Annotated in this window: 17 protein-coding genes; 11 read left to right on the top strand and 6 right to left on the bottom strand. The window is 66.3% G+C overall.

What is annotated here, in order from left to right; all coding sequences use genetic code 11:
* Positions 1-39 precede the first annotated feature (39 nt).
* The 3 genes from IE187_RS00970 to IE187_RS00960 all read left to right on the top strand — a co-directional run bounded on the left by IE187_RS00970 (position 40) and on the right by IE187_RS00960 (position 3,448).
* Positions 40-1,308 (top strand): MFS transporter, encoded by a 1,269-nt coding sequence (locus IE187_RS00970; RefSeq protein ID WP_229839166.1) that lies wholly within the window; start codon positions 40-42, stop codon positions 1,306-1,308.
* Positions 1,309-1,375: 67 nt separating this feature from the next.
* Positions 1,376-2,482: an S-(hydroxymethyl)glutathione dehydrogenase/class III alcohol dehydrogenase gene (locus IE187_RS00965; protein ID WP_133188288.1), complete on the top strand. Its 1,107-nt coding sequence runs from the start codon at positions 1,376-1,378 to the stop codon at positions 2,480-2,482.
* Between the two features lie 117 nt (positions 2,483-2,599).
* Positions 2,600-3,448, top strand: coding sequence for a GGDEF domain-containing protein (locus tag IE187_RS00960; RefSeq protein ID WP_189674745.1), 849 nt, complete (start codon positions 2,600-2,602; stop codon positions 3,446-3,448).
* Positions 3,449-3,730: 282 nt separating this feature from the next.
* On the opposite strand, the gene cydX is transcribed toward IE187_RS00960, so the two are convergent.
* From cydX to IE187_RS00945, 3 genes are read right to left on the bottom strand one after another with little or no spacing between them, the layout of a single operon-like run.
* Complete coding sequence (cydX, locus tag IE187_RS00955; protein ID WP_133188284.1) at positions 3,731-3,850, bottom strand: cytochrome bd-I oxidase subunit CydX; 120 nt, start codon at positions 3,848-3,850, stop codon at positions 3,731-3,733.
* 18 nt (positions 3,851-3,868) lie between these two features.
* Positions 3,869-5,011, bottom strand: a complete 1,143-nt coding sequence (gene cydB, locus IE187_RS00950) for a cytochrome d ubiquinol oxidase subunit II (protein WP_189674744.1) — start codon at positions 5,009-5,011, stop codon at positions 3,869-3,871.
* A gap of 16 nt (positions 5,012-5,027) precedes the next feature.
* Positions 5,028-6,608, bottom strand: a complete 1,581-nt coding sequence (locus tag IE187_RS00945) for a cytochrome ubiquinol oxidase subunit I (RefSeq protein ID WP_189674743.1) — start codon at positions 6,606-6,608, stop codon at positions 5,028-5,030.
* Between the two features lie 202 nt (positions 6,609-6,810).
* Between IE187_RS00945 and IE187_RS00940 the strand changes: the two genes are divergently transcribed.
* On the top strand, positions 6,811-9,636 hold the full coding sequence (locus IE187_RS00940; protein ID WP_229839165.1) for a bifunctional YncE family protein/alkaline phosphatase family protein: 2,826 nt from the start codon (positions 6,811-6,813) through the stop codon (positions 9,634-9,636).
* On the top strand, positions 9,522-11,009 hold the full coding sequence (locus IE187_RS00935) for an APC family permease (protein ID WP_268249477.1): 1,488 nt from the start codon (positions 9,522-9,524) through the stop codon (positions 11,007-11,009). The genes IE187_RS00940 and IE187_RS00935 overlap by 115 nt, the downstream gene beginning before the upstream one ends.
* On the opposite strand, the gene IE187_RS00930 is transcribed toward IE187_RS00935, so the two are convergent.
* From IE187_RS00930 to IE187_RS00920, 3 genes are all read right to left on the bottom strand, one after another.
* Positions 10,986-12,593, bottom strand: a complete 1,608-nt coding sequence (locus IE187_RS00930; protein WP_189674740.1) for a phytoene desaturase family protein — start codon at positions 12,591-12,593, stop codon at positions 10,986-10,988. The genes IE187_RS00935 and IE187_RS00930 overlap by 24 nt on opposite strands.
* A 185-nt stretch (positions 12,594-12,778) precedes the next feature.
* Positions 12,779-13,927, bottom strand: coding sequence for an aromatic ring-hydroxylating oxygenase subunit alpha (locus IE187_RS00925; protein WP_189674739.1), 1,149 nt, complete (start codon positions 13,925-13,927; stop codon positions 12,779-12,781).
* Between the two features lie 86 nt (positions 13,928-14,013).
* Positions 14,014-15,405, bottom strand: a complete 1,392-nt coding sequence (locus IE187_RS00920) for a M20/M25/M40 family metallo-hydrolase (RefSeq protein WP_189674738.1) — start codon at positions 15,403-15,405, stop codon at positions 14,014-14,016.
* A 235-nt stretch (positions 15,406-15,640) separates the two neighbouring features.
* On the opposite strand from IE187_RS00920, the gene adhP reads away from it, so the two are divergent.
* The 6 genes from adhP (at position 15,641) to IE187_RS00890 (ending at position 22,183) form a co-directional block, all read left to right on the top strand.
* Positions 15,641-16,681: an alcohol dehydrogenase AdhP gene (gene adhP, locus IE187_RS00915; RefSeq protein WP_189674737.1), complete on the top strand. Its 1,041-nt coding sequence runs from the start codon at positions 15,641-15,643 to the stop codon at positions 16,679-16,681.
* 31 nt (positions 16,682-16,712) lie between these two features.
* Positions 16,713-17,810, top strand: coding sequence for an Acg family FMN-binding oxidoreductase (locus tag IE187_RS00910; protein WP_189674736.1), 1,098 nt, complete (start codon positions 16,713-16,715; stop codon positions 17,808-17,810).
* A gap of 118 nt (positions 17,811-17,928) precedes the next feature.
* Entirely contained in the window at positions 17,929-18,459 is a 531-nt protein-coding gene (locus IE187_RS00905) for a GNAT family N-acetyltransferase (protein WP_133188264.1), read from the top strand.
* Positions 18,460-18,505: 46 nt separating this feature from the next.
* Positions 18,506-20,014: a succinyl-CoA:acetate CoA-transferase ScpC gene (scpC, locus tag IE187_RS00900; RefSeq protein ID WP_189674735.1), complete on the top strand. Its 1,509-nt coding sequence runs from the start codon at positions 18,506-18,508 to the stop codon at positions 20,012-20,014.
* Between the two features lie 266 nt (positions 20,015-20,280).
* On the top strand, positions 20,281-21,264 hold the full coding sequence (gene araD1, locus IE187_RS00895; protein ID WP_189674734.1) for an AraD1 family protein: 984 nt from the start codon (positions 20,281-20,283) through the stop codon (positions 21,262-21,264).
* 1 nt (position 21,265) lies between these two features.
* Complete coding sequence (locus tag IE187_RS00890; protein WP_189674733.1) at positions 21,266-22,183, top strand: Gfo/Idh/MocA family protein; 918 nt, start codon at positions 21,266-21,268, stop codon at positions 22,181-22,183.
* The last annotated feature ends 41 nt before the right edge of the window (positions 22,184-22,224 follow it).

Here is a 22,224-nt window from a genome sequence, read left to right as displayed (position 1 = left end):
CCTCTTGCGCCCGGGTCGCGCTGCGGCGACAAGCGGGCGATGGCATCGCCCGATTTCTCGCTGCTCACCAAGCGCCGCTTTGCGCCGCTGTTCGTCGTCCAGTTCCTCGGCGCGTTCAACGACAATGTGCTCAAGTTCGCGTTGCTGTTCCTCGCCAATTTCGGGGTGCATCGCACGGGTCTCAGCGGCGAGATGCTCGCGACGGTCTCGACCGGCATCTTCATCCTGCCCTATTTCCTGTTCTCGGCGATCGGCGGGCAAACCGCCGATGCGATCGACAAGCGCATCCTGATCCGCTGGATAAAGGCCGCCGAGATCGCGATCATGGCGGTCGCTCTGGTCGGCTTTGCGATCGGGTCGATCGCGACCCTGCTCGTCTGCCTGTTCCTGATGGGGCTCCACTCGACGATCTTCGGCCCGGTCAAATATTCGATCCTGCCGCAGCATCTCGGCCATCATGAAATGATGGGCGGCACCGGGCTGATCGAGGCGGGCACCTTCCTCGCGATCCTCGGCGGGCAATTGCTCGCCGGCGTGCTCGCGCCGTGGGAGGCAGGGCTTGCCGCGACCGGGCTCGCCTGCGTCGGGTTCGCCGCGAGCCTTGCGATCCCGCCGGCACCGCCGTCGGGCAAGCAGCACCGCATCGACTGGAACGTCTTCCGCGGCACCGCGGACATCCTGCGCACTGCGCGCCGCGACCGGCTCGTCGTCCTGTCGATCCTCGGGATCAGCTGGTTCTTTGCCGCAGGGGCGGTGCTGGTTTCCGAATTCGCGCCGCTCGTCAGTGGTACGCTCGGGGGATCGAAGGCGGTGGTGACGCTGTTCCTGCTCGTCTTCTCGACCGCGATTGCGATCGGCTCGCTGACCGTCAACCGCTTGCTGCGGGGCGAGGTCTCGGCGCGTTACGTGCCGCTGTCGGCGGCGGTGATGGGCGGGTGTATGATCGACCTGTGGGCATCGACGCACGGCTTCCAGGTGCGCGCGGCGGGGCTCGATATCGCGCACTTCTTCGCCGCGGCCGGGAGCTGGCATATCCTGATCGGGCTCGCCGGGATTTCGTTCGCGGGCGGGATGTTCATCGTGCCGCTCTACGCGATCCTCTCGACCGCGACGCCGGCGGCCGAACGCTCGCGCGTGATCGCGGCGAACAACATCGCCAACTCGATCGTCACCGTGCTGGTGGTGATCGTCGCGACCGCGATGATCGCGCTCGGCAGCGATGTGCCGGGGGTGATCGGGATGCTCGGTGTGGCGACGTTGGGCGTGGCGCTCGTGCTGCGCGGCATGCCGCGGCGGGGGATCCTCTGACCGGGCGGGCGGTTGACGCAACCGGGCGTAGCCGTAAGGGATTGGCGACCGTCTCGAGGAGTGCCCCATGAAAACCCGCGCCGCCGTCGCCTTTGCCGCCAAGCAACCGCTCGAGATCGTCGAGCTCGACCTCGAAGGCCCCAAGGCGGGCGAAGTGCTGGTCGAGATCATGGCGACCGGGATCTGCCACACCGATGCCTACACGCTCGACGGGCTCGACAGCGAAGGGCTGTTCCCGAGCGTGCTCGGCCATGAAGGCGCCGGAATCGTGCGTGAAGTCGGGCCGGGCGTGACGAGCGTGAAGCCGGGCGATCACGTCATCCCGCTCTACACCCCCGAATGCCGCCAGTGTAAGTCGTGCCTCAGCGGCAAGACCAACCTGTGCACCGCGATCCGAGCGACGCAAGGCAAGGGGCTGATGCCCGACGGCACCTCGCGCTTCTCGTACAAGGGCGAGACGATCTTCCACTACATGGGCTGCTCGACCTTCTCGAACTTCACCGTGCTCCCCGAAATCGCGGTCGCGAAGATCCGCGAGGACGCGCCGTTCAAGACGAGCTGCTACATCGGCTGCGGGGTGACGACGGGCGTCGGCGCGGTGGTCAACACCGCCAAGGTCCAGGTCGGCGACAATATCATCGTGTTCGGTCTCGGCGGGATCGGGCTGAACGTGCTGCAGGGTGCGCGGATGGCGGGCGCGAACATGATCGTCGGGGTCGACATCAACCCTGATCGCGAGGAATGGGGCCGCAGGTTCGGCATGACGCATTTCGTCAATCCGAAGGACGTCGGCGATCTCGTCGCGCATCTCGTCGCGCTGACCGATGGCGGGGCAGACTATACGTTCGATTGCACCGGCAACACGACGGTAATGCGGCAAGCGCTCGAGGCGTGCCACCGCGGGTGGGGCACGTCGATCATCATCGGCGTGGCCGAAGCGGGCAAGGAAATCAGCACGCGCCCGTTCCAGCTCGTTACCGGGCGCAACTGGCGCGGTACCGCGTTCGGCGGCGCGAAGGGGCGGACCGACGTGCCGAAGATCGTCGATTGGTACATGAACGGCAAGATCGAAATCGACCCGATGATCACGCACGTCCTCAGCCTCGAGGAGATCAATACGGGCTTCGAGCTGATGCACGCCGGCGAAAGCATCCGCAGCGTGGTCGTTTACTGATCGACCACCGCTATTCCGGCGTAGCCGCTGATGAGGGCGGCTCGGTATTGGGGATTAACGATTCAGAAACCGCGATCCAATAGCGCCGATCATGGGTGAGGTTGCCGGAGTATAGGAATGCGTTTTTATCAAGCCACGCGGTTTCTGTTTCCGCGTAATTTCCAGTTCCGCATGTTCAGCATCTGCTTTGGCGCGGTGCATTTGCCGATCATCGTCTTCTGCGTGAGCGAGTTGGTGCTGGCGCGGTGGGATTGGCGCCTTTTCGCGGCATTGCTCGTCGCGACGCTGGTCGGGACGGTCACCGCGATCGTCGCGCTGCGCGGGCTGCTCGCGCCGGTGGCGCATGCGACCGATTTGCTGCAGTCGTTGCAACGCGGCGAGCCCGTCCCGCCGGTGCCGACGGGCGGCGATGATCTGGTAGGGGCCTTGCTCGCCTCGGTGGCGCGCGCTTCGGCGGAAACCCATGCGCGCGTCGAGCGGCTGGCCGATGCCGCCGAAAAGGACGTGTTGACCGGGCTGCGCAACCGCCGTGGTTTCATGGACGCGATCGCACCGGTGTTGCGCGACGACCGCAATTCGGTGGTCGCGGTGCTCGACCTCGATCATTTCAAGGCGGTCAATGATCGTCACGGTCATGACGAGGGCGACCGTGTCCTGGTCGAGTTCGCCAAGCGGCTGCAGACCGAATTGCGCCGTTCGGATCTTCCCGCGCGCTGGGGCGGCGAGGAATTTGCGATCCTGCTGCCCGACACCGCGCTCGACGAAGCGACCGAGATCGTCGAACGGCTGCGCGCCTCGCTCCATCGCGACGAAATCGGCCATCGCGGCGGCGACGCGCTGACCTTTTCGTGCGGGCTCGCGGTCGTACGCGACTACGCGTCGCTCAAATCGGCGATGCTTCGCGCCGACAGCGCCTTATACGATGCCAAGCGCTCGGGCCGGGATCGCGTCAGAAGCGTGGCGTAAGGTGCGCCCGGACTCAGCGCGCGAGGAATAGCGGGAGGTAGGCTGTGCATGAGCAAAGCACGCGTCGTACCTCCGAACAGCGCTTCGGCGACGCGCCGAGGGCCAGAGCCACCCATCCCGCTTTAACCCGCGTAACACCGTTGGAGCAGCTCGCGCTCAGCCACGGCTGACGTTCAGTCGAGCCCGCCGCCCCGGACGTTGCTGCCAGCGAACAGCGCCGTCTATGCCAGACCGCTGCCGATCGTTCGGATCGCCTTTGGTCTTTTGGTATGCAAGCGTGGATCACGCGGGCGGTGGAGCGTCCTCATCGTCGGCCGGCAGGTGGAATTCATGCCACATGCCGTTGAGGATGCCGAAGCCGACTGCGAGCCCGAGACCCAAGACCCAAGTGAAATACCACATCGTCTAGTCCTTTCGGGATCAGTAGAAATCGGGGTTGGTGGCGACGTCGGCGGTGGTGACGCGGCCCCACATCACCTTGAACGCCCAGCTCGTGTAGAGCAGCACGATCGGCAGCAGGATCGCGGTGACGAACAGCATGAGCCCGAGCGTCGCCGGGGTCGATGACGCGTTCCACACCGTCAGGCTCGAATGCGCGTCGATGCTCGAGGGCAGGATATAGGGGAACATCGACAGGCCGACGGTCGCGATGATCCCGGTGATCGCCAGCGCCGAACCGCCGAACGAGCTCTTCTCGGCGCCCACGGTAATACCGACGAACGCCAGCACCGCGCCGCCGATGCCGAGCACTGGCGCGATCAGCATCCAGGGATGCAGCGCGTAATTGCTAATCCAGGCACCCGCGAGATGCTGCGTCGTGGTGCGCAGCGGGTTCGACTGGCCGAGCGGATCGGCCACCGACTGCATGTGATAACCGATGTCGCCGAACGCGACGTACAATCCGCCCCCGGCAAACAGCAGCAGCGTCAGGATCGCAGCGACCGCCCCGAAGCTGCGCGCGCGCCGATGGACGGGGCCGCCACGCTCGACCTTGAAGGTCAGCCACGTCGCGCCGTGGAGCGCGAGCATCGCGACCGAGAGCAGCCCGCACAGCAAGGCAAACGGCGTGAACAGGCCGAGCAAGCCGCCTTCGTAGAACGACCGCAAGTCGCTATCGAGCCGGAACGGCGCCCCGAGCAGGACATTGCCGACAGCGACGCCGAACACGAGGGCAGGGACGAACCCGCCGACGAACAACGCCCAGTCCCACCGGCTGCGCCACGCCGCGTCGGGGCGCTTCGAGCGATATTTGAAGCCGACCGGGCGCAGGATCAGCGCGGCGAGCAGCAGGAACATCGCGAGGTAGAAACCCGAGAAGCTGACCGCATAGACGAACGGCCACGCCGCGAAGATCGCGCCGCCGCCGGTGATGAACCACACTTGGTTGCCCTCCCAGGTCGGGCCGACCGAATTGATCACCATCCGCCGCTCGGCATCGTTGCGCGCGACGAACGGGAGCAGGCTGGCGACGCCGAGATCGAAGCCGTCCGTGACCGCAAAGCCGATCAGCAGCACGCCGAGCAGCGCCCACCAGATCACGCGCAGCGTTTCATAGTCGAACATTATCCGTCCTTTCGGTTCAGGCGGCGACGGGGAGAATGGGAACCACGACGGTATCGCTCTGGTCGGGCACGGGATCGTCGACATGCTCGAACGGGCCCTTGCGGATCGCCGCGATCATCAAGCGGACTTCGATCACCGCGAGCGCGCCGTAGAGCACGGTGAAGCCGATGATCGTCGTCCACAACGCCGCGACGCTCAGCGTCGAGGTGGCGAGGAAGGTCGGCAACACGCCTTCGATCGCCCAGGGCTGACGCCCGATCTCGGCGAGCATCCAGCCGAGCTCGATCGCGATCCACGGCAGCGGGATCGAATAGAGCGCGATCCTCAGGAACCAGCGCGTGCTGTCGTGGCGGCGCAGGCTCGCGAGCACGAAAGCGGTGGCGAACAGCGCGATCATGTAGAAGCCGATGAACGCCATCGCGCGGAAGCTCCAGAACATCAGCGGGACGTTCGGGACGACGTCCCACGCAGTCACCGCAATCAGCTTGGGGCTCGCCAGGCGCGGATCGGCGACGTGCGCCTTGAGCAGCAAGGCATAGCCGAGATCGCGCTTGTGGAGTTCGAACCGTGCGCGTTCGCGAACATTGGTCGGGTCGGTCTTGAGCTTCTGCACGGCGTCGTATGCGACCACGCCCGATGTGATCCGCTCCTGCGCCTTCAGCACCAGCTCGGACATGCCGGTGACTTCGGTGTCGAGGCTGCGCGTGGCGATCAGCCCGAGCACCCACGGCACTTCGACGGCGTAGCGCGTCGTTCGCGCGGCGACATCGGGGATGCCGATCAGCGTGATGCCGGCGGGGGCGGGGGCGGTGTGCCACGCCGCCTCGATCGCGGCGAGCTTCATCTTCTGGTTGTCGGTGAGCGCATACCCGCTCTCGTCGCCGAGCACGACGACCGACAGCGACGAAGCGAGGCCGAACGCCGCGGCGACCGCCATCGAGCGTTTCGCCACGCCGACATATTTGCCGCGCAGCAGATAAAGCGCCGAAATGCCGAGCACGAACACCGCCGCGCAGACATAGCCGGCGCTCACGGTATGGACGAACTTGGCCTGCGCGATCGGGTTGAACAGCACCGTGCCGAAATCGCTGATTTCCATCCGCATCGTTTCGGGGTTGAAGGTCGCGCCCGCGGGGTTCTGCATCCAGCCATTGGCGACGAGGATCCACAAAGCCGACAAATTCGTACCGAGCGCGACCATGAAGGTGACGCCGAGATGCGCGAGCTTGGACATCTTGTTCCAGCCAAAGAACATCAGCCCGACAAACGTCGCCTCGAGGAAGAACGCCATCAGCCCTTCGATCGCGAGCGGCGCGCCGAAGATGTCGCCGACATAATGCGAGAAATACGACCAGTTGGTGCCGAACTGGAACTCCATCGTCAGCCCGGTGGCGACGCCGAGCACGAAGTTGATCGCGAACAATTTGCTCCAGAAGCGCGTGATGACGCGCCAGATCGGCCGGTCGGTCATCACATAGACCGCCTCCATGATCACCAGCATGAAGCTCAGGCCGAGCGTCAGCGGCACGAACAGGAAGTGGTACAGCGCGGTTAGGGCAAATTGCAGCCGCGACAGGTCGACGACACCTGGATCCATGGTCAATCTCCGTTAACGCCGCACAGCAGCGGTCGCCCGGCTTCACCCGATTTCGCACCGCAGCAGATATTGGGGTTTTCCCGTACGAAGGGGCCCGGCGGACGCACGGCGGGCGGCGGAGCGTCGCGATACAGGGCGAACGCTCGATGGGCTGTGTCGCCAAAATGTCGTAAGCCCGCGCTACGGCGTCGGGATGGGTATCATGCACAAAGCATTTCTGTTTGGCGGCTTGCTCGCGATCACCGCGTCGGTTGCGGCACGCGACCATTCCGAGCCAGGCGTCGCGCTGCCGACCGGGCAGCGGCTGACTCCGCTGGCAGCACCAGGCGCACGCTTCGAACCGCTGACGACGCGCATCGCGCCGCACCCCGAGTATGTCGCCGATGGCGCCGCAGCGATTGCGGTCAGCCCCGACGGGCGCGAGATGCTGGTGCTGACCAGCGGGTTCAATCTGTTCAACGGCAGCGATGGCAAACGGCTCCCCGCGCAGTCGACACAATATGTCTTTCGCTACGCGATCGACGCACGCGGCGGTCGGTTGCTTCAGACGACGCGCGTGCCGAATAGCTATTCGGGGATCGCGTGGCAGCCCGACGGCCGCGGTTTCGTCGTCGGGGGTGGAGTCGACGATGTCGTCCATCGGTTCGAGGCGCACGGGAGCCGCTTCGCCGAGACGCGCGCGCCGATCGCGCTGGGGCATGCGAGCGGAAACGGTGCCGAGGTCAAGCCGCAGGCGGCAGGACTTGCGGTCAGCCCCGATGGGCGACGCGCGCTGGTCGCAAATTACTACAATGATTCGATCAGCCTGATCGACCTGGCTGCGGGCAAGGTGATCGCCGAGCGCGATCTGCGGCCTGGCAAGATCGATCCCGCGCAAGCCGGCGTTCCGGGCGGCGAGAACCCGTTTGCGATCGTCTGGACCGATGCGACGCATGCCTGGGTGTCGGCACCACGCGATCGGCAACTCGTTGCGCTGAAGGTCGTCGGCGATGCGGTCCGCGTGACAGGCCGCGTGGCGACGCTCGGTGCGCCGACCGCACTGCTGGTCGATCCACGCCTCGGCCGGCTCTACGCGACCGAGGACAATGCCGACCGGCTGGCGATCATCGACCTCAAGACCGGCCGTCTCGCCGCCGAGCCCCGGCTCGGGCTGCCGGACGCACTCGGCGCGGCACCGCTCGCCAAGGGGCTCAATGCCAATGCGCTGGCGCTGCTCCCCGATCACCGCTTGCTCGTGACGATGGGGGGAATCAACGCGGTCGCCTTGGTTACGCCGCGCGCCGATGGCGCGAGCGTCGACGGGCTCGTGCCGACGGGCTGGTATCCCAGCGCGGTCGCAGTGAGCCGCGACGGCGGTCGCGTATTCGTCGTCAATCGCAAGAGCCCGCCGGGGCCGAACCCGCTCGGCTGCGCGCCGAAGCTCGCTATCTATCGCGGCCAGCCCAATGCATGCGGCGCCGCCAACCAATATATCTTCCAGCTCGAAAAGGCCGGGCTGCTGCAGTTCGCGCTGCCCAAGCCAGCGGCATTGGTGCGCACCACGCTGCAAGTCGCCGACAATATCGGGTTGACCGCAACGCAGGCGCGCGCGGCCGCGAACACGACGATGGCGGCGGTGCGTGCGCGGATCAAGCACGTCGTCTTCATCATCAAGGAAAACCGGACCTACGACCAAGTGCTCGGCGATCTCGCGGTCGGAAATGGTGATCCGCGGCTCGCGATCCTCGGCGAGCGGCTGTCGCCTAACCACCATCGCCTCGCGCGCGACTTCGTCACGCTCGACAATTTCTACGACAGCGGCGAGCAGTCGAGCACTGGCTGGACCTGGTCGACCGCGGCGCGCGTGCCAGACCTCCTCGAGAAAACCGCGCCGGTCAATTATGCCGGACGCGGGCTGGCGTATGAGGCGGAGGAGGCCGATCGCTTCATCTATACAGCACAGACGCCCGCCGAGCGTCACGCGACGAACCCGGCGCTCTCGACCGATCCCGATCTGCTGCCCGGGCCAGCGCTGCTGACTGCGCCCGATGGCGATCGTGACGAAGAGACGGGCCAAGGTTTCCTGTGGAATGCCGCGATCCGTGCCGGGCTGAGCGTTCGTAATTACGGCTTTTCGGACGCTTCGGTCTACGATCTCGGCAAGCCCGGTTTCATTCCGCTCGAGCGCGAACCGGCGAAGACAGGGACGCGGATCTACACGCCGGGCGACCGCTTACTGGCCTCGCGCAGCGACCCGTATTTTCGCGGCTTCGACCAGAAGATGCCCGATTATTGGCGCATGCTCGAATGGCAGCGCGAATTCGCCGTGGCGGACGCGAAGGATGCGGTCCCCGCGCTCACGCTGCTGCGGCTCAGCCACGATCATTTCGGCGATTTCAGCGATGCGATCGACGGGGTGAACACCGTCGAGACGCAAATGGCGGACAATGACTATGCGCTCGGCCAAGTCATCGAGACGATCGCGCAGAGCCGCGCGCGTGATTCTACACTGATCTTCGTGATCGAGGATGATGCGCAGAACGGTGCCGACCATGTCGATGCCCGGCGCAGCGTGGCGTTCATCGTCGGGCCGATGGTGCGCCACAACGCCCTGGTCTCGACGCGCTATACCACCGTCAGCCTGTTGCGGACGATCGAGGCGGTGCTCGGCCTGGCGCCGCTCGGGTTGAACGATGCGCTCGCGGTGCCGATGGCCGATGTGTTCGATCCGGCGATGACGGGCTGGCGCTACCACGCCGTCGCCGCCGACGTGCTGCGCGCGACGCAATTGCCGATCCCGCGGGATCGCTTCGTGGCGGCACCAGTGGCCGCCGGATGTGCCCCGCACGACGCCGCTTATTGGGCCGCTGCGATGCGAGGACAGAATTTCGCGACCGAGGATCGCCTCGATACCGATGCTTTCAACGCCGCTTTGTGGAACGGGCTCGGCGTTGGCGCGCAGCCGAGCACGCGTGGCGGCGAGGATTTCCGTATCCAGCGTACCGCTTTGCTCGCGGGCGTCTCTGCAGCCGAGCCCTGTCACCGCTAGCAGCGCGGAATTCGCGGCGACGGAAATCGCTCTGGCATAGCGCTGCCCAGCGTGCTCCATTCGCTGGCGAAGGGAGCTGCCGCATCGAGTCGGAGTCGCACCGCCCATTCGGATTCTGGACCGCGACCGCGCTGGTGGTCGGCGGGATGATTGGCTCGGGCATCTTCGTCCTGCCCGCACAACTTGCGCCTTATGGCTGGACGAGCATCGTGGCGTGGATCGTGGGCGTCAGCGGCGCGATGTTGATCTCCTGGGTGCTCGCAAGGCTGACGGCGGCGATGCCCGAAGCGACGGGAGTGGTCGCGATGTGCGGCGCCGGGCTGGGCCGGCTGTGCGGCGTGCTCGTCGGGTGGAGCTATTGGATCGGTATCTGGTCCGCCAATGCGGTGATCGCACTGACAGCGGTCCGCTATCTCGCGCAATTCGTGCCGATGATCGGCGCGACGGCGCTTGCCCAGGCGGTGTCGGCGACGGTGCTGATTTGGCTGTTGACGGTGCTCAACCTCGGCGGTGCGCGGCTGGCGGGGGCGTTCCAAGTCGGCACGACGGTGATCAAGCTCGTCCCGCTTGGTGCGATTGTCCTGATCCTCGCCGGGATCGCGTGGCGAGGTGGGGTGGGGCATTCGACCGGGCCCTATGCGGATTTCGCATGGGGCGGTCTGACGCCGGCGCTGACCTTCGCCTTCTACGCGATCGTCGGGTTCGAAGCGGCGAGCGTCGCCGCCGAGCGGGTGCGCGACCCGGCGCGCAATGTGGTGCGCGCGATGCTGTTCGGGCTTGCGCTGACGGGGGTGCTGTATCTCATCGTCTGCACCGGCATCATCTTCGCATTGCCGAGCGCGGCTGTCGCCAATGCGCAGGCACCGTTCGCGCTGTTCGTCTCGACCTTCTGGGGGCCTTGGGCGGGGCTTGCGACCGCAGGCTTCGCCGCGATCGCGGCGATCGGCGCGCTCAACGGCTGGACGCTGGTGCAGGGCGAGGTGCCGCTCGGCATGGCGCGCGCCGGGCTGCTGCCGCGCTGGATCGGTGCAACCAGCGCGCGCGACGTGCCGGTTGCGATCCTGCTCGTGTCGAGCACGCTCGCCAGCTTGCTCGTTCTGTCGAACGCGACGCGGTCGCTCGGCGGGCTGCTCGACTTCATGCTGCGGCTGACGGCAGCGGCGACGATCTGGCTCTATGTCGGCGCGTGCCTCACCGCGCTGATCCTGCGGATCGCGCCCGTCGCCGCCGCGCTGGGGCTGGCCTTTGCCGCGTGGGCGATGTGGGGCGCGGGGATCGAGGCGATCGGCCTGAGCGTCGGGCTGATGCTGACCGCGATCCCGCTGTATCTGCTGCGCTATCGCGCGGCGCTATCCGAAGACGCGCCCGACTAGACTTTGATCGCGCAGGATCTCGTGTGCCGCATTGTGCCCCGGCGCGCCGGTCACGCCGCCGCCGGGATGCGCGCCCGATCCGCACAAATAGAGCCCCTTGATCGGCCCGCGATAGTCGCCGTGGCCGAGCACCGGTCTTGCCGCCCAAAGCTGATCGAGGCCCATCGCCCCGTGGAAGATGTCGCCGCCGACCAGCCCGAACTTGCGCTCGAGATCGAGCGGCGAATGGATCTGGCGCGCGATCACGCTCGCCTTGAAGTTGGGGGCGTGCGCGGTGACGGTGTCGATGATCAGGTCGGCGACCTCCTCGCGCGCATCGTCCCAAGAGCGGCCATCTGGCAGCGTCGGCGCGAATTGCTGGCAGAACAGGCTGGCGATATGCTGGCCGGGCGGCGCGAGGCTGTCGTCGACCGTCGTCGGCAGCTTCATCTCGACGATCGGCTGTTTCGACCAGCCAAACTGCTGCGCGTCGATGAACGCCTGGTCCATGTAATCCATGCCGGGCGCGATGATGATCCCGGCGGTATGATGCTCAGCCTTGTCCTTCCCGCGCAGCACGCTGAAATCGGGCAGTTCGGACAAAGCGACGTTCATGCGGAAGGTGCCGCTGCCGGTCTTGAACCCGGCGATCCGGCGGTTGAAGTCGGCCGGCAGATCGGAGGAATCGACCATCTGGCGATAGAGCAAGGCCGGGCCGACATTGGCTGCGACGATCTTGGCAGCAATCTCTTCGCCCGACTCAAGGCGGACGCCCGCGACTTTGCCACCTTCGGTCAGCAGCTTGGCGACGGGAGCGTCGAGGCTGATCTCGACGCCCGCTTCGAGGCAGGCGTGCGCCATCGCCTGCGTGATGGCGCCCATCCCGCCGACCGAATGGCCCCAGGCGCCGTATTTGCCGTTCACCTCGCCGAAGACGTGGTGGAGCAGGACATAGGCGCTGCCCGGGGTCGAGACGCCGGCATAATTGCCCACCACCGCGTCGAAGGCGAAGGCCGACTGGACATGGTCGTCCTCGAACCAGCCGCCGAGGAAATCGCGCGCCGATTTGGTGAAGATGTCGAGCAGATCGCGTTGCTGCTCGATCCCCATCTTGGCGACGGGCCAGCCCTGCGCCGCACCCGCGAGCAGCGCGCGTAAACCGCCGCCGACATTGGGCGGGGTCTTGAGCGCGAGATCGCGGAGCACTTGCGCGACCTTTTCGAGCGCGGCGTCATAGGCCGGGTAGGCGTCGGCATCCCTCTGGCTGAAGCGCGCGAACTGCGCTTGCGTGCGCGCGGTGCCGCCGCCGAGCGTGAGATAGGTGTCGGGGAAGGGGAAGAAGTTGCTGATCGTCCGCTCGATGATGCGAAAGCCGCGGTCGTGCAGCTTCATGTCGGCGATGACCTTGGGGCGCAGCAGGCTGACGGTGTAGCTCGCGGTCGAATTTCGGAAGCCGGGGTGGAATTCCTCGGTTACCGCCGCCCCGCCGACGACATGGCGGCGTTCGAGGATGCGGACCTTGAGCCCGGCGCGCGCGAGGTAGAAGGCGCAGACGAGGCCGTTATGGCCACCGCCGATGATGAGCGCGTCGTAGCGTTTGGTCATGCTTGCTCCCGCCTTCCTCTCTACTTTCCCCCTCCCGCCTTCGCGGGAGGTGTGGGGGAGGGTCTCCTTCTTCTTCGATGCCGCGAAGAAGAAGACCCTCACCGACTTCGACTAGGCCCGCCTGAAGAAGGCGGACCAAGTCTGCGTTGCCTCTCCCGCGAGCGGGAGAGGGAGCCCGCAGAGCACTACCCCCGCGACCATCCCGGCGCGGGCGCACGGTGCAATCGCGCCTCCGGGATCCGCTCGCGGATCTTCCGCGCGAAGCTGCGCAGGCACACCTCGCTCCGCCCGATCGGCCCTGCGGTGTAGCTGCGCGACGCCATCCCTTGCTGGACGCGCTCGATCAGCCACGTGTCCTCGGCATTGACGACGCGGTTGACCCGCCAATTGGCATAGCGCACGAGCTTCATCTCGCGCCGGTCATCGGGCAGCGCGAACGCCATTTCGCGCAGCACGCTGGTGGTCGGCGTCAGCGGCAGCCATTGCATGAAGTCGATCTGGTCGGCGTAGAGATCGAACGCCATGTTGGGCCACAGCTTAAAGTAGAGCCATAGCCGCTGGTTGGCCTCGGGCAGATGATCGACGTGCGGCAGATGCGTCTGGTAGAAGCGCTCCCACGGATTGTCCGAGACGCGGTCGACGATCTGGCCCGACATCTTGTCGACGAACGGCGCCGCCTCGATCGCATAGCTCTTGCCGAACAGCCGGCTCAGCCCGTCATGCGCGACCGGGATGTGCAGATTGTCCGAATAATTGTCGCCGACGTTCTTCCAGTTGACCGCGCGCTCGCGCAGCCGGACGGGCGAGAGCGCCTCCATCGCCTCGAGGCGATACGGCGCGATCTCGGCATCGTACGGCGCAATCATCGCGGCGACCGACGGACCATCGCCTTCGAGCCGGACGAACACGAAGCCGCGCCAGATCTCGAGCTCGACCGGGGCGAGGCCGTGCGCCTCGAGCTCGAGCGCGGGATAATCGCGGCGCATCGGCACGCCCGACAGACGGCCGTCGGTCTCGTAGCTCCAGGCGTGATACGGGCAGACAAACTTGCGCGCACATCCCGTCGGTCCCTCGACGAGCCGCATCGCGCGATGGCGGCAGACATTGGCGAAGGCGCGCAGCGCACCGTCATCGCCGCGCACGACGACGACGCTCTCGCCGAGATAGTCGATCGTGTGGAAATCGCCGGCGTTGGCGATCTGGTTCTGGTGGCAGACGATTTGCCACGACGGCCGCAGCACACGCTCGACCTCGACCGCATGATATTCGGGATCGGTATAGAGCCAGCCGGGCAAGCTCCAGTCGGCATCAGGATCGGGGGGACACGGCGCCATGCTCAGCTCCGATTGCGGGTGCGCCGATCGTAGGATCGGCGTGCGCCCCGGGCAAGACCGGGGCGCATCAAACGCGTTTGCCGCGGTTACTTCGACAGGTCGGTGAACAGCAGCTTGTAATAGCGGATCCCCGGTTCGATCGTCGCGATCGGCGTGCGCTCGTCGAGGCCGTGGCTGAAATCGTCCGACGGCTTGATGAAAGTCGGGCTCGCGCCATAGCTCGCGACGTGGTGCGAGCGGAACCACATGCTGTCGCTCGCGCCCGAGGCCATCGCCGGGAAGACGGGCACGCCCGGATAGACCTGGCCCATCGCGCGGGTGATCGCGGTGATGAAATCGGGGCGCATCGGCGATGCGTCGTTCGCCACCGAGCCTTCGCTGACATCGGCGATCGTCACCGACGGGTCGGCGATGACGCGGCCGAGCTCGGCCATGATGTCGGCTGGTTTGTGGCCGGGAAAGATCCGGCAGTTGATGTTGGCGGTCGCGCGTTGCGGGAGCGCGTTCTCGGCGTGCCCGCCGTTGACGAGCGTCGGGACGCAGGTCGTGCCGATCTTGCCGATGGTCGCGGGTTTGGCGGTCAGCGTCGCGATCGCGGCCTTGTCGGTCGGGTCGGCGACGAACGCTTTCAGCGCGGCACCGATCGCGGGCTCCTCGAACGGCGCGGCCTTGGTCAGCGCCTCGCGCGTCAGCGGGCTCAGTTCGGGCTTGAACTGATACGCGCCGACCTTCTCGAGCGCTTTCGAAAGCTCGACGATTGCGTTGACCGGGCGCGGCATCGACGAGTGGCCGCCGGGGTTGGTGACGGTCAGCCGGAAATCGGCATAGGTTTTCTCCGCGCCGTTCCACGTCCAATATTTGGGCTTGCCGGTCGCCTCGTCGAGTACGCCGCCGCCGCCATCGACGTTGAGCACGATATTGGCGTCCTTGAGCCGCTCGGCGATCAGCGTCGAGGTCTTCATCGCGGTTTCCTCGTCACCCGAGAATTCGATGACGATCGTCCGTTTGGGCTTGTAGCCGCTGCGCCGCAGGTCGGTGAGCGCGGTGATCGCGATCGTCCCGTCGAGCTTCATGTCGGTCGCGCCGCGGCCATAGAGATAGCCGTTTTCGACTACGGGGGTGAACGGATCGCGCTTCCAGTCGGCGGGCTTGGCCTCGACGACGTCCATGTGCCCCGAAATCACCATCGGCTTGAGCGTCGGGTCGCTGCCGCGCCACGTGCCGATCAGATAGGCGGTGTCGTCGACGGGCACGATCTCGACATCGGCATCGGCAAAACCGCCCGCGACGAGCGCCGCCTTGTAGAGTGCGGCGACTTGCGGGGTCTGGTTGCCCGGGCCCTTTACCGAGCGCAGCGCGATTGCCTTCTTGGCGAGCTCTAGCGCGGCATCGGCCGACGCCGCGGCGGTGGGGGCGGCCGCGTGCGCGCCGCTCGTCAGGATGGTGGCAGACAGGAGAACAGCGAAGACAGCGCGCATGCAGGGGTCCTTGGCGGGAGGCGCTGTGAGCCTAGCGCCCAAGCTGACTGGCGCAAGGCAGTTGCCGGTCGGAGCTATGCGTATTTTCCGAGTCTGCCCAAACGCGGGTCGCGACTTCTAGGGAAGACAGGCCAGAGCGCTCGTGCAGGCGGCCGTGTCGCGGCACTGCTGTCAGCGTGTCGCGCGCGTGTCAGGTCGAAACGATTCCCGCATTCCCCCCGGAAGGAGCCTGCTCATGGCCAAGACAATGCACGCCGCGGTCGTCACCGCATTCGGACAGCCGTTGGTGCTCCAGGAGGTTGCGATCCCGACGCCGGGGCCCGGGCAGATCCTCGTCAAGACCGAGGCGTGCGGGGTCTGCCATACCGATCTCCACGCCGCGAAGGGCGACTGGCCGGTCAAGCCAAACCCGCCCTTCATCCCCGGGCATGAGGCGATCGGCATCGTCGTCGCGCTCGGCACCGGAGTGACCCGCGTCAAGGAGGGTGACCGCGTCGGCGTGCCGTGGCTCTATTCGGCATGCGGACATTGCGAATATTGCCTGTCGGCGTGGGAGACGGTGTGCGGCGAGGCCAAGTTCGGCGGCTACACGCAAAATGGCGGCTTCGCCGAATATCTGCTCGCCGACCCCGACTATGTCGCGCACATTCCCGCCGGGCTGAGCGCGGTCGAGGCGGCGCCGCTGATTTGCGCTGGCATCACGACGTACAAAGGCATCAAGGAAACGCAGGCGCGGCCAGGCGAATGGGTCGCGATTTCGGGGTGTGGCGGGCTTGGCCATCTCGCGATCCAATATGCCAAGGCGATGGGGCTGAACGTCGCCGGGATCGACATCGACGACGGCAAGCTCGCCCACGCGACGCGGCTCGGTGCCGATCTCGTCATCAACGCAAAGACGCATAGTCCCGCCGAAATACTCAAGGAGAAGACCGGCGGCGGGGCGCACGGCGTGCTGATCACCGCGCCCTCGCTCGCCGCGTTCAAGCAAGGCGTCGCGATGACGCGCAAGCGTGGCACCTGCGTGCTCGTCGGCTTGCCGCCGGGCGAGTTCCCCGTGCCGTTGTTCGATGTCGTGGCGAATTGCATCACCGTGCGGGGATCGTTCGTCGGCACGCGCAAGGATATGGCCGAGTGCCTCCAATTCGCCGCCGACGGCAAGGTCAAGGCCGACATCGAGCTGCAGCCCTTGGCGGCGATCAACAGCGTGTTCGAGCGGCTCGAGCGCGGCGACGTGCCGTCACGCGTCGTGCTCGACTTCACGCCGGCCGACGCCTGAGCGCGTCTCGGATCGATCGGGAGGGTCTGGGATGAACCGCCGAAATCTTCTGCTCGGGGGCGGGGCAGCCGGGCTCGGCGTCGTGGGGGCTGGCTGGGCAGGCCTTCACGACCTGTCCTCGATGACCGCGTATGATGCGGCAGCGGCCGCCGCGCGTATTCCGCTTGGCGGCAACCCGGCGCTGGGCGAGCTCGTCCGCTTCGCGACGCTTGCCCCCAACGGCCATAATACGCAGCCGTGGCGCTTCCGCCTCGGCACGAACCGGATCGACGTGCTCCCCGATTTCAGCCGGCGCACCCCGGTCGTCGATCCCGACGATCACCATCTGTTCGTCAGCCTGGGATGCGCGACCGAAAATCTCGTGCTGGCGGCGGCTGCGTCGGGGCATCGCGGGGAGGCGGTGTTTGCGCCCGAGGATGGCGGGACGATCGGCTTTGCGTTTCGCCCCGGCCCGCCCGTCGATGATCCGTTGTTCTGGGCGATCCCCAAGCGGCAATCGACGCGTGGCCGCTATGACGGGCGATCGCTGCCCACCGCCGAGCTCCGCGACTTGGCGGTCGCGGCAGCGGTGCCCGGGGTCGAGCTGATTCTGATGACCGAACGCCGCGACAGGGCGATCGTGCGCGACATGATCATCGACGGCAACTCCAGACAGATGGCCGACCCGGCTTTCGTGCGCGAACTCAAGCAGTGGCTACGCTACAATCCGCACGCGGCGCTGCGGACACGCGACGGCCTGTTCAGCGCGGCGAGCGGTAATCCCGCGCTGCCGAGCTGGGCCGGGCCGGCGCTGTTCGATCGCTTCGTTACCGCCCGCTCGGAAAACGACCGATATGCGCGCCAGCTCGACTCTTCGGCAGGCGTGGCGATCTTCCTTGGGGCAAAGGCGGATCCCGACCATTGGGTGCGCGTCGGTCGGGCGTGCCAGAGGTTCGCGCTGCGAGCGACCGCGCTCGGCATCAAATGCGCGTTCGTCAATCAGCCGGTCGAGGTCGCCGGTTTGCGACCCGAGCTTGCCGCATTGATCGGCGCGCCAGGCATGCGGCCCGATCTCGTCCTGCGCTTCGGGCGTGGGCCCGCGTTGCCCTATGCGCTGCGTCGTCCGGTCGCAGCAGTGTTGGCGGCATGACGCTGCGTCTGGCCCGATCTACGTAGTTTCATCAGCAGCCAGCCCGACCTTCGCAGCGCATGAGGCGCTCTTGTGAAGCTCGGAATCGGGTTTCGTTTGCCAAGCGGAAGGGCCTTCGATGCATCAGCCGAGCCAGACACTCACCACGCGCAGCGGATTTACCTTTCACGTGCGCCCGGCGCGGCCCGAGGACGATGGCACCGTCGCCGAGTTCTTTACGCACGTGACGCGTGAGGATCTGCGGTTTCGCTTTCTCACCGGAATGAACGAAGTCGCGCCGGCACAGATCACCGCTCTCACGCACGTCGATCATCGCTGGACCGAGAATTACCTCGCGTTCACGCATGACGGAGCGACGATGATCGCGACCGCGATGCTCGCCTGCGACCCGGGGTTCGAGCGCGGCGAAGTCGCTATCGCGCTCCGCAAGGATTTCAAGCAGCACGGCATCGGCTGGACGCTGCTCGCGCATATCGCCGCGGTCGCCGACACCAAGGGCGTCAAGGTGCTCGAGGCGATCGAGAGCCGCGATAATCACGCCGCGATCGAGGTCGAGCGCGACATGGGCTTCACGGTTGCCCCTTATCCTGGCGACGGCGCGTTGTTGCTGGTGAGCCGCTCGATCGGTCACGCCGCGGTACAGGCTTGACCGCACGCTGCGCACGCCCCGGATTGTAACGGCCAAGAGGAAGTTCATGCCTTCGAAAATCAGCGCGCATTTGCGCGACCGCGTCATGGGGGCCGAGGCGGCCGCAGCGCTGATCGCACCGGGCAGCACGGTCGGGCTGAGTGGCTTTACTGGATCGGGCTATCCAAAGGCAGTTCCGCTAGCGCTCGCCGCGCGGATCGAGGCCGAGCACGCGCTCGGGAATCCGTTCCGGGTCCGCGTGTGGACGGGGGCGTCGACCGGGCCCGAGCTCGATGGCGCGCTTGCGAAGGCCGACGGGATCGAGTTTCGCCTGCCGTACAATTCCGATCCGATCGCACGCGAGAAGATCAACCGTGGCGAGATGGACTATTTCGACATGCATCTGAGCCAAGTCGCGCCGATGGCGTGGCAGGGCTTTCTCGGGCCGCTCGACACCGCCGTGATCGAAATCGTGGGCATTCGCGACGACGGATCGCTGATTCCGTCGTCGTCGGTTGGCAACAACAAGACCTGGCTCGACCGCGCCGACCAGATCATCCTCGAGGTGAATCGCTGGCAGAACCCCGCGCTCGAGGGAATGCACGACATCTATTACGGCACCGCGCTGCCGCCGCACCGCGTGCCGATCCCGCTCGTCCGCCCCGACGACCGGATCGGCGAGGCCTATTACCGCGTCGATCCCGCCAAGATCGTCGCGATCGTCGAGACCGACGCGCCCGATCGCAACTTGCCGTTCGCAGCACCCGATGCCGCAGCCGAAGCGATCGCCGGGCATTTGATCGAGTTCTTCCGCCATGAAGTCGCGCGCGGGCGGTTGCCGGCGTCGCTGCTGCCGTTGCAGTCGGGGGTCGGCAACATCGCCAATGCGGTGCTGAGCGGGCTCGTCGCTGGACCGTTCGAGGCGATGACCTCGTACACCGAGGTGATCCAGGACGGGATGCTCGACTTGCTCGATTCGGGGAAACTGCTGATGGCGTCAGCGACCGCCTTCTCGCTCAGTCCGGAGGCTGCGGCGCGGCTTAATGCCGATCTGCGCGCGTATCGCGACAAGATGATCTTGCGCCCGCAGGAGATCAGCAACCATCCCGAGCTGATCCGCCGGCTCGGCTGCCTCGCGATGAATGGGCTGATCGAGGCGGACATCTACGGCAACGTCAATTCGACGCACATCATGGGATCGCGGATCCAGAACGGGATCGGCGGCTCGGGCGATTTCGCGCGCAATGCCTATGTCTCGATCTTCATGACGCCGTCGACCGCCAAGGGCGGCGCGATCTCGGCGATCGTGCCGCAGGCGAGCCATGTCGATCATATCAGCCAGGACGTCCAAGTGCTCGTCACCGAGCAAGGCCTCGCCGACCTGCGCGGGCTGAGCCCGAAGCAGCGCGCGCAGCTGATCATCGAGAATTGCGCGCATCCCGATTATCGCCCCGCGCTCGCCGACTATTACCGCCGCGCCCGGCTGGGCTCGTACGGCCAGCAGACGCCGATGCTGCCAGGCGAAGCGCTGTCGTGGCACCAACGCTTCCTCGAGACGGGCACGATGCGGATGTGACCGGGATCCACCGGTGATGACGGTCGGCTTTTGCCCCGCGCCGATTTGACCCCTACGCTCGGGTGGCGGTCTATATCGACTGGGCGGAGACTCGCTGTTGCGGCCGACCTTGGACCGTTATCTGGGAGATGCGGTAGGTAGCGCCGCTGCCATCACCAAAGCTTGGGGAGCTTGGTTGAACATCTGCAAACGCGCTGCTAGCTGGTAGTCGGACTAATAGCGTGTAGCGGTTCGATCGGCTGCGCGGCTTTGTGGAGAGGTTAACGATGAGCGTATCGCTCGTTCAATTTCGCGGCGCTGACGGCGCTCGCGGCGTCGCTGCGCTCGGTCCCGACGGCTCGGCGCGCGTCGTACCCGGTGCCATCACCACCATCGCGCTTGCCAAGACGGCGCTCGCTGACGGGGGCGGTCTGGCCGAAGCGGTGGAACGCGCCGGCGTGGGCGATCCGCTCGACCTGGCGAGCGTGACGCTGCTCTCGCCGGTTGACCATATCGATCCCGCGCATCTGCTGTTGACTGGAACGGGTCTCACGCATCTCGGCTCGGCCGAGGGGCGCGACAAGATGCACCGTGCCGCAGTCGAAAATCCTGCGCCGACCGATTCGATGAAGATGTTCCTGATGGGGGTCGAGGGCGGCAAGCCGTCCGAGCCGGGGCAGGGCGTCCAGCCCGAATGGTTCTACAAGGGCGACGGGTCGCAATTGGTCGGCCCCGGCGAGCCGCTGCGCTCGCCCGCGTTTGCGCTCGATGCAGGCGAGGAGCCCGAGATTGCCGGCATCTATTTGATCGATGCCGACGGCACGCCGGTCCGGCTCGGCTTCGCGCTCGCCAACGAGTTCTCGGACCATGTCACCGAGCGGGGCAATTATCTGTGGCTGGCGCATTCGAAGCTGCGCAATGCCGCGCTCGGCCCCGAATTGCGCGTCGGTGCGCTCCCCGGCGATGTCCGCGGCACCAGCCGGATCGTGCGCGATGGCGCGACGCTGTGGGAAAAGCCGTTCCTGTCGGGCGAGGCGAACATGTCGCATTCGATCGAAAATCTCGAGCATCACCATTTCAAATATGCGCTTTTCCGCCGACCGGGCGATGTGCACGTCCATTTCTTCGGGACTGCGACGCTGTCGTTCAGCGAAGCCGTGCAAACCCAGGAAGGCGACGTGTTCGAAATCGAAGCCGTCCCGTTCCATTTGCCCGTGCGCAACCCGATCGCGATCGATGCGCCCGTCTCTGTCAGCATGAAGGCGCTTTGAGATGGTGATCCGCATCGGCATAGTCGGAGTCGGCAAGATCGCGCGCGACCAGCATATTCCCGTCCTCGACGCCTCGCCCGATTTCGATCTCGTCACCGCCGCGAGCCGGCACGGACGGATCGAGCACGGGGTGACGCACACCACGATCGAAGAGATGCTCGCCGCCGAGGAGATCGACGCGGTCTCGCTGTGCCAGCCGCCGCAAGTCCGCTTCGAGGCGGCGCGTCTGGCGATCGCTGCCGGCAAGCATGTGTTCCTCGAAAAGCCACCCGGCGCGACGCTGAGCGAAGTCGACCTGTTGCACGCTCTGGCACGCGATAAGGGGGTGACGCTGTTTGCGAGCTGGCATTCGCGCTACGCAGCGGGGGTCGAGACTGCCAGGGCTTGGCTGGCGGGCAAGACGCTGCGCTCGGTCCATGTCGAGTGGAAGGAAGACGTCCGCCATTGGCATCCCGGCCAGGCGTGGATCTGGGAAGCCGGCGGGATGGGGGTGTTCGACCCCGGGATCAACGCGCTGTCGATCGCGACCGCGATCCTGCCGGGCTTCTTCCTAACGCACGGCGTGCTCGAAATCCCAGCGAACCGCGCTTCGCCGATCGCAGCCGATCTGCACTTCACCGATGCGGCGGGAACGCCGATCCGTGCGGAGTTCGACTGGCGCCAGACGGGCCCGCAGACGTGGGACATTAAGGCCGAGACCGATGCCGGGACGCTTGTGCTGTCGAAGGGCGGAAGTGAGTTGCGGATCGACGGGGTCGAGCAGACGCTCGCGCCCGAGGCCGAATATCGCGGGTTGTACGATCGTTTCGCCGCGCTGATCGCGGCGGGTGAGAGCGACGTCGATGTCGCGCCGTTGCGGCATGTGGCCGATGCCTATCTGCGCGCCGAGCGGCGGCAAGTCGCGGCGTTCGAGGACTGAGCGAAGCCCGCAGCGTCGGTGAGGATCAAAGGGACGGCGGC

Source organism: Sphingomonas glacialis, assembly GCF_014653575.1.
Lineage (GTDB): Bacteria > Pseudomonadota > Alphaproteobacteria > Sphingomonadales > Sphingomonadaceae > Sphingomonas > Sphingomonas glacialis.
This window is presented reverse-complemented; position numbering and strand designations above follow the sequence as displayed.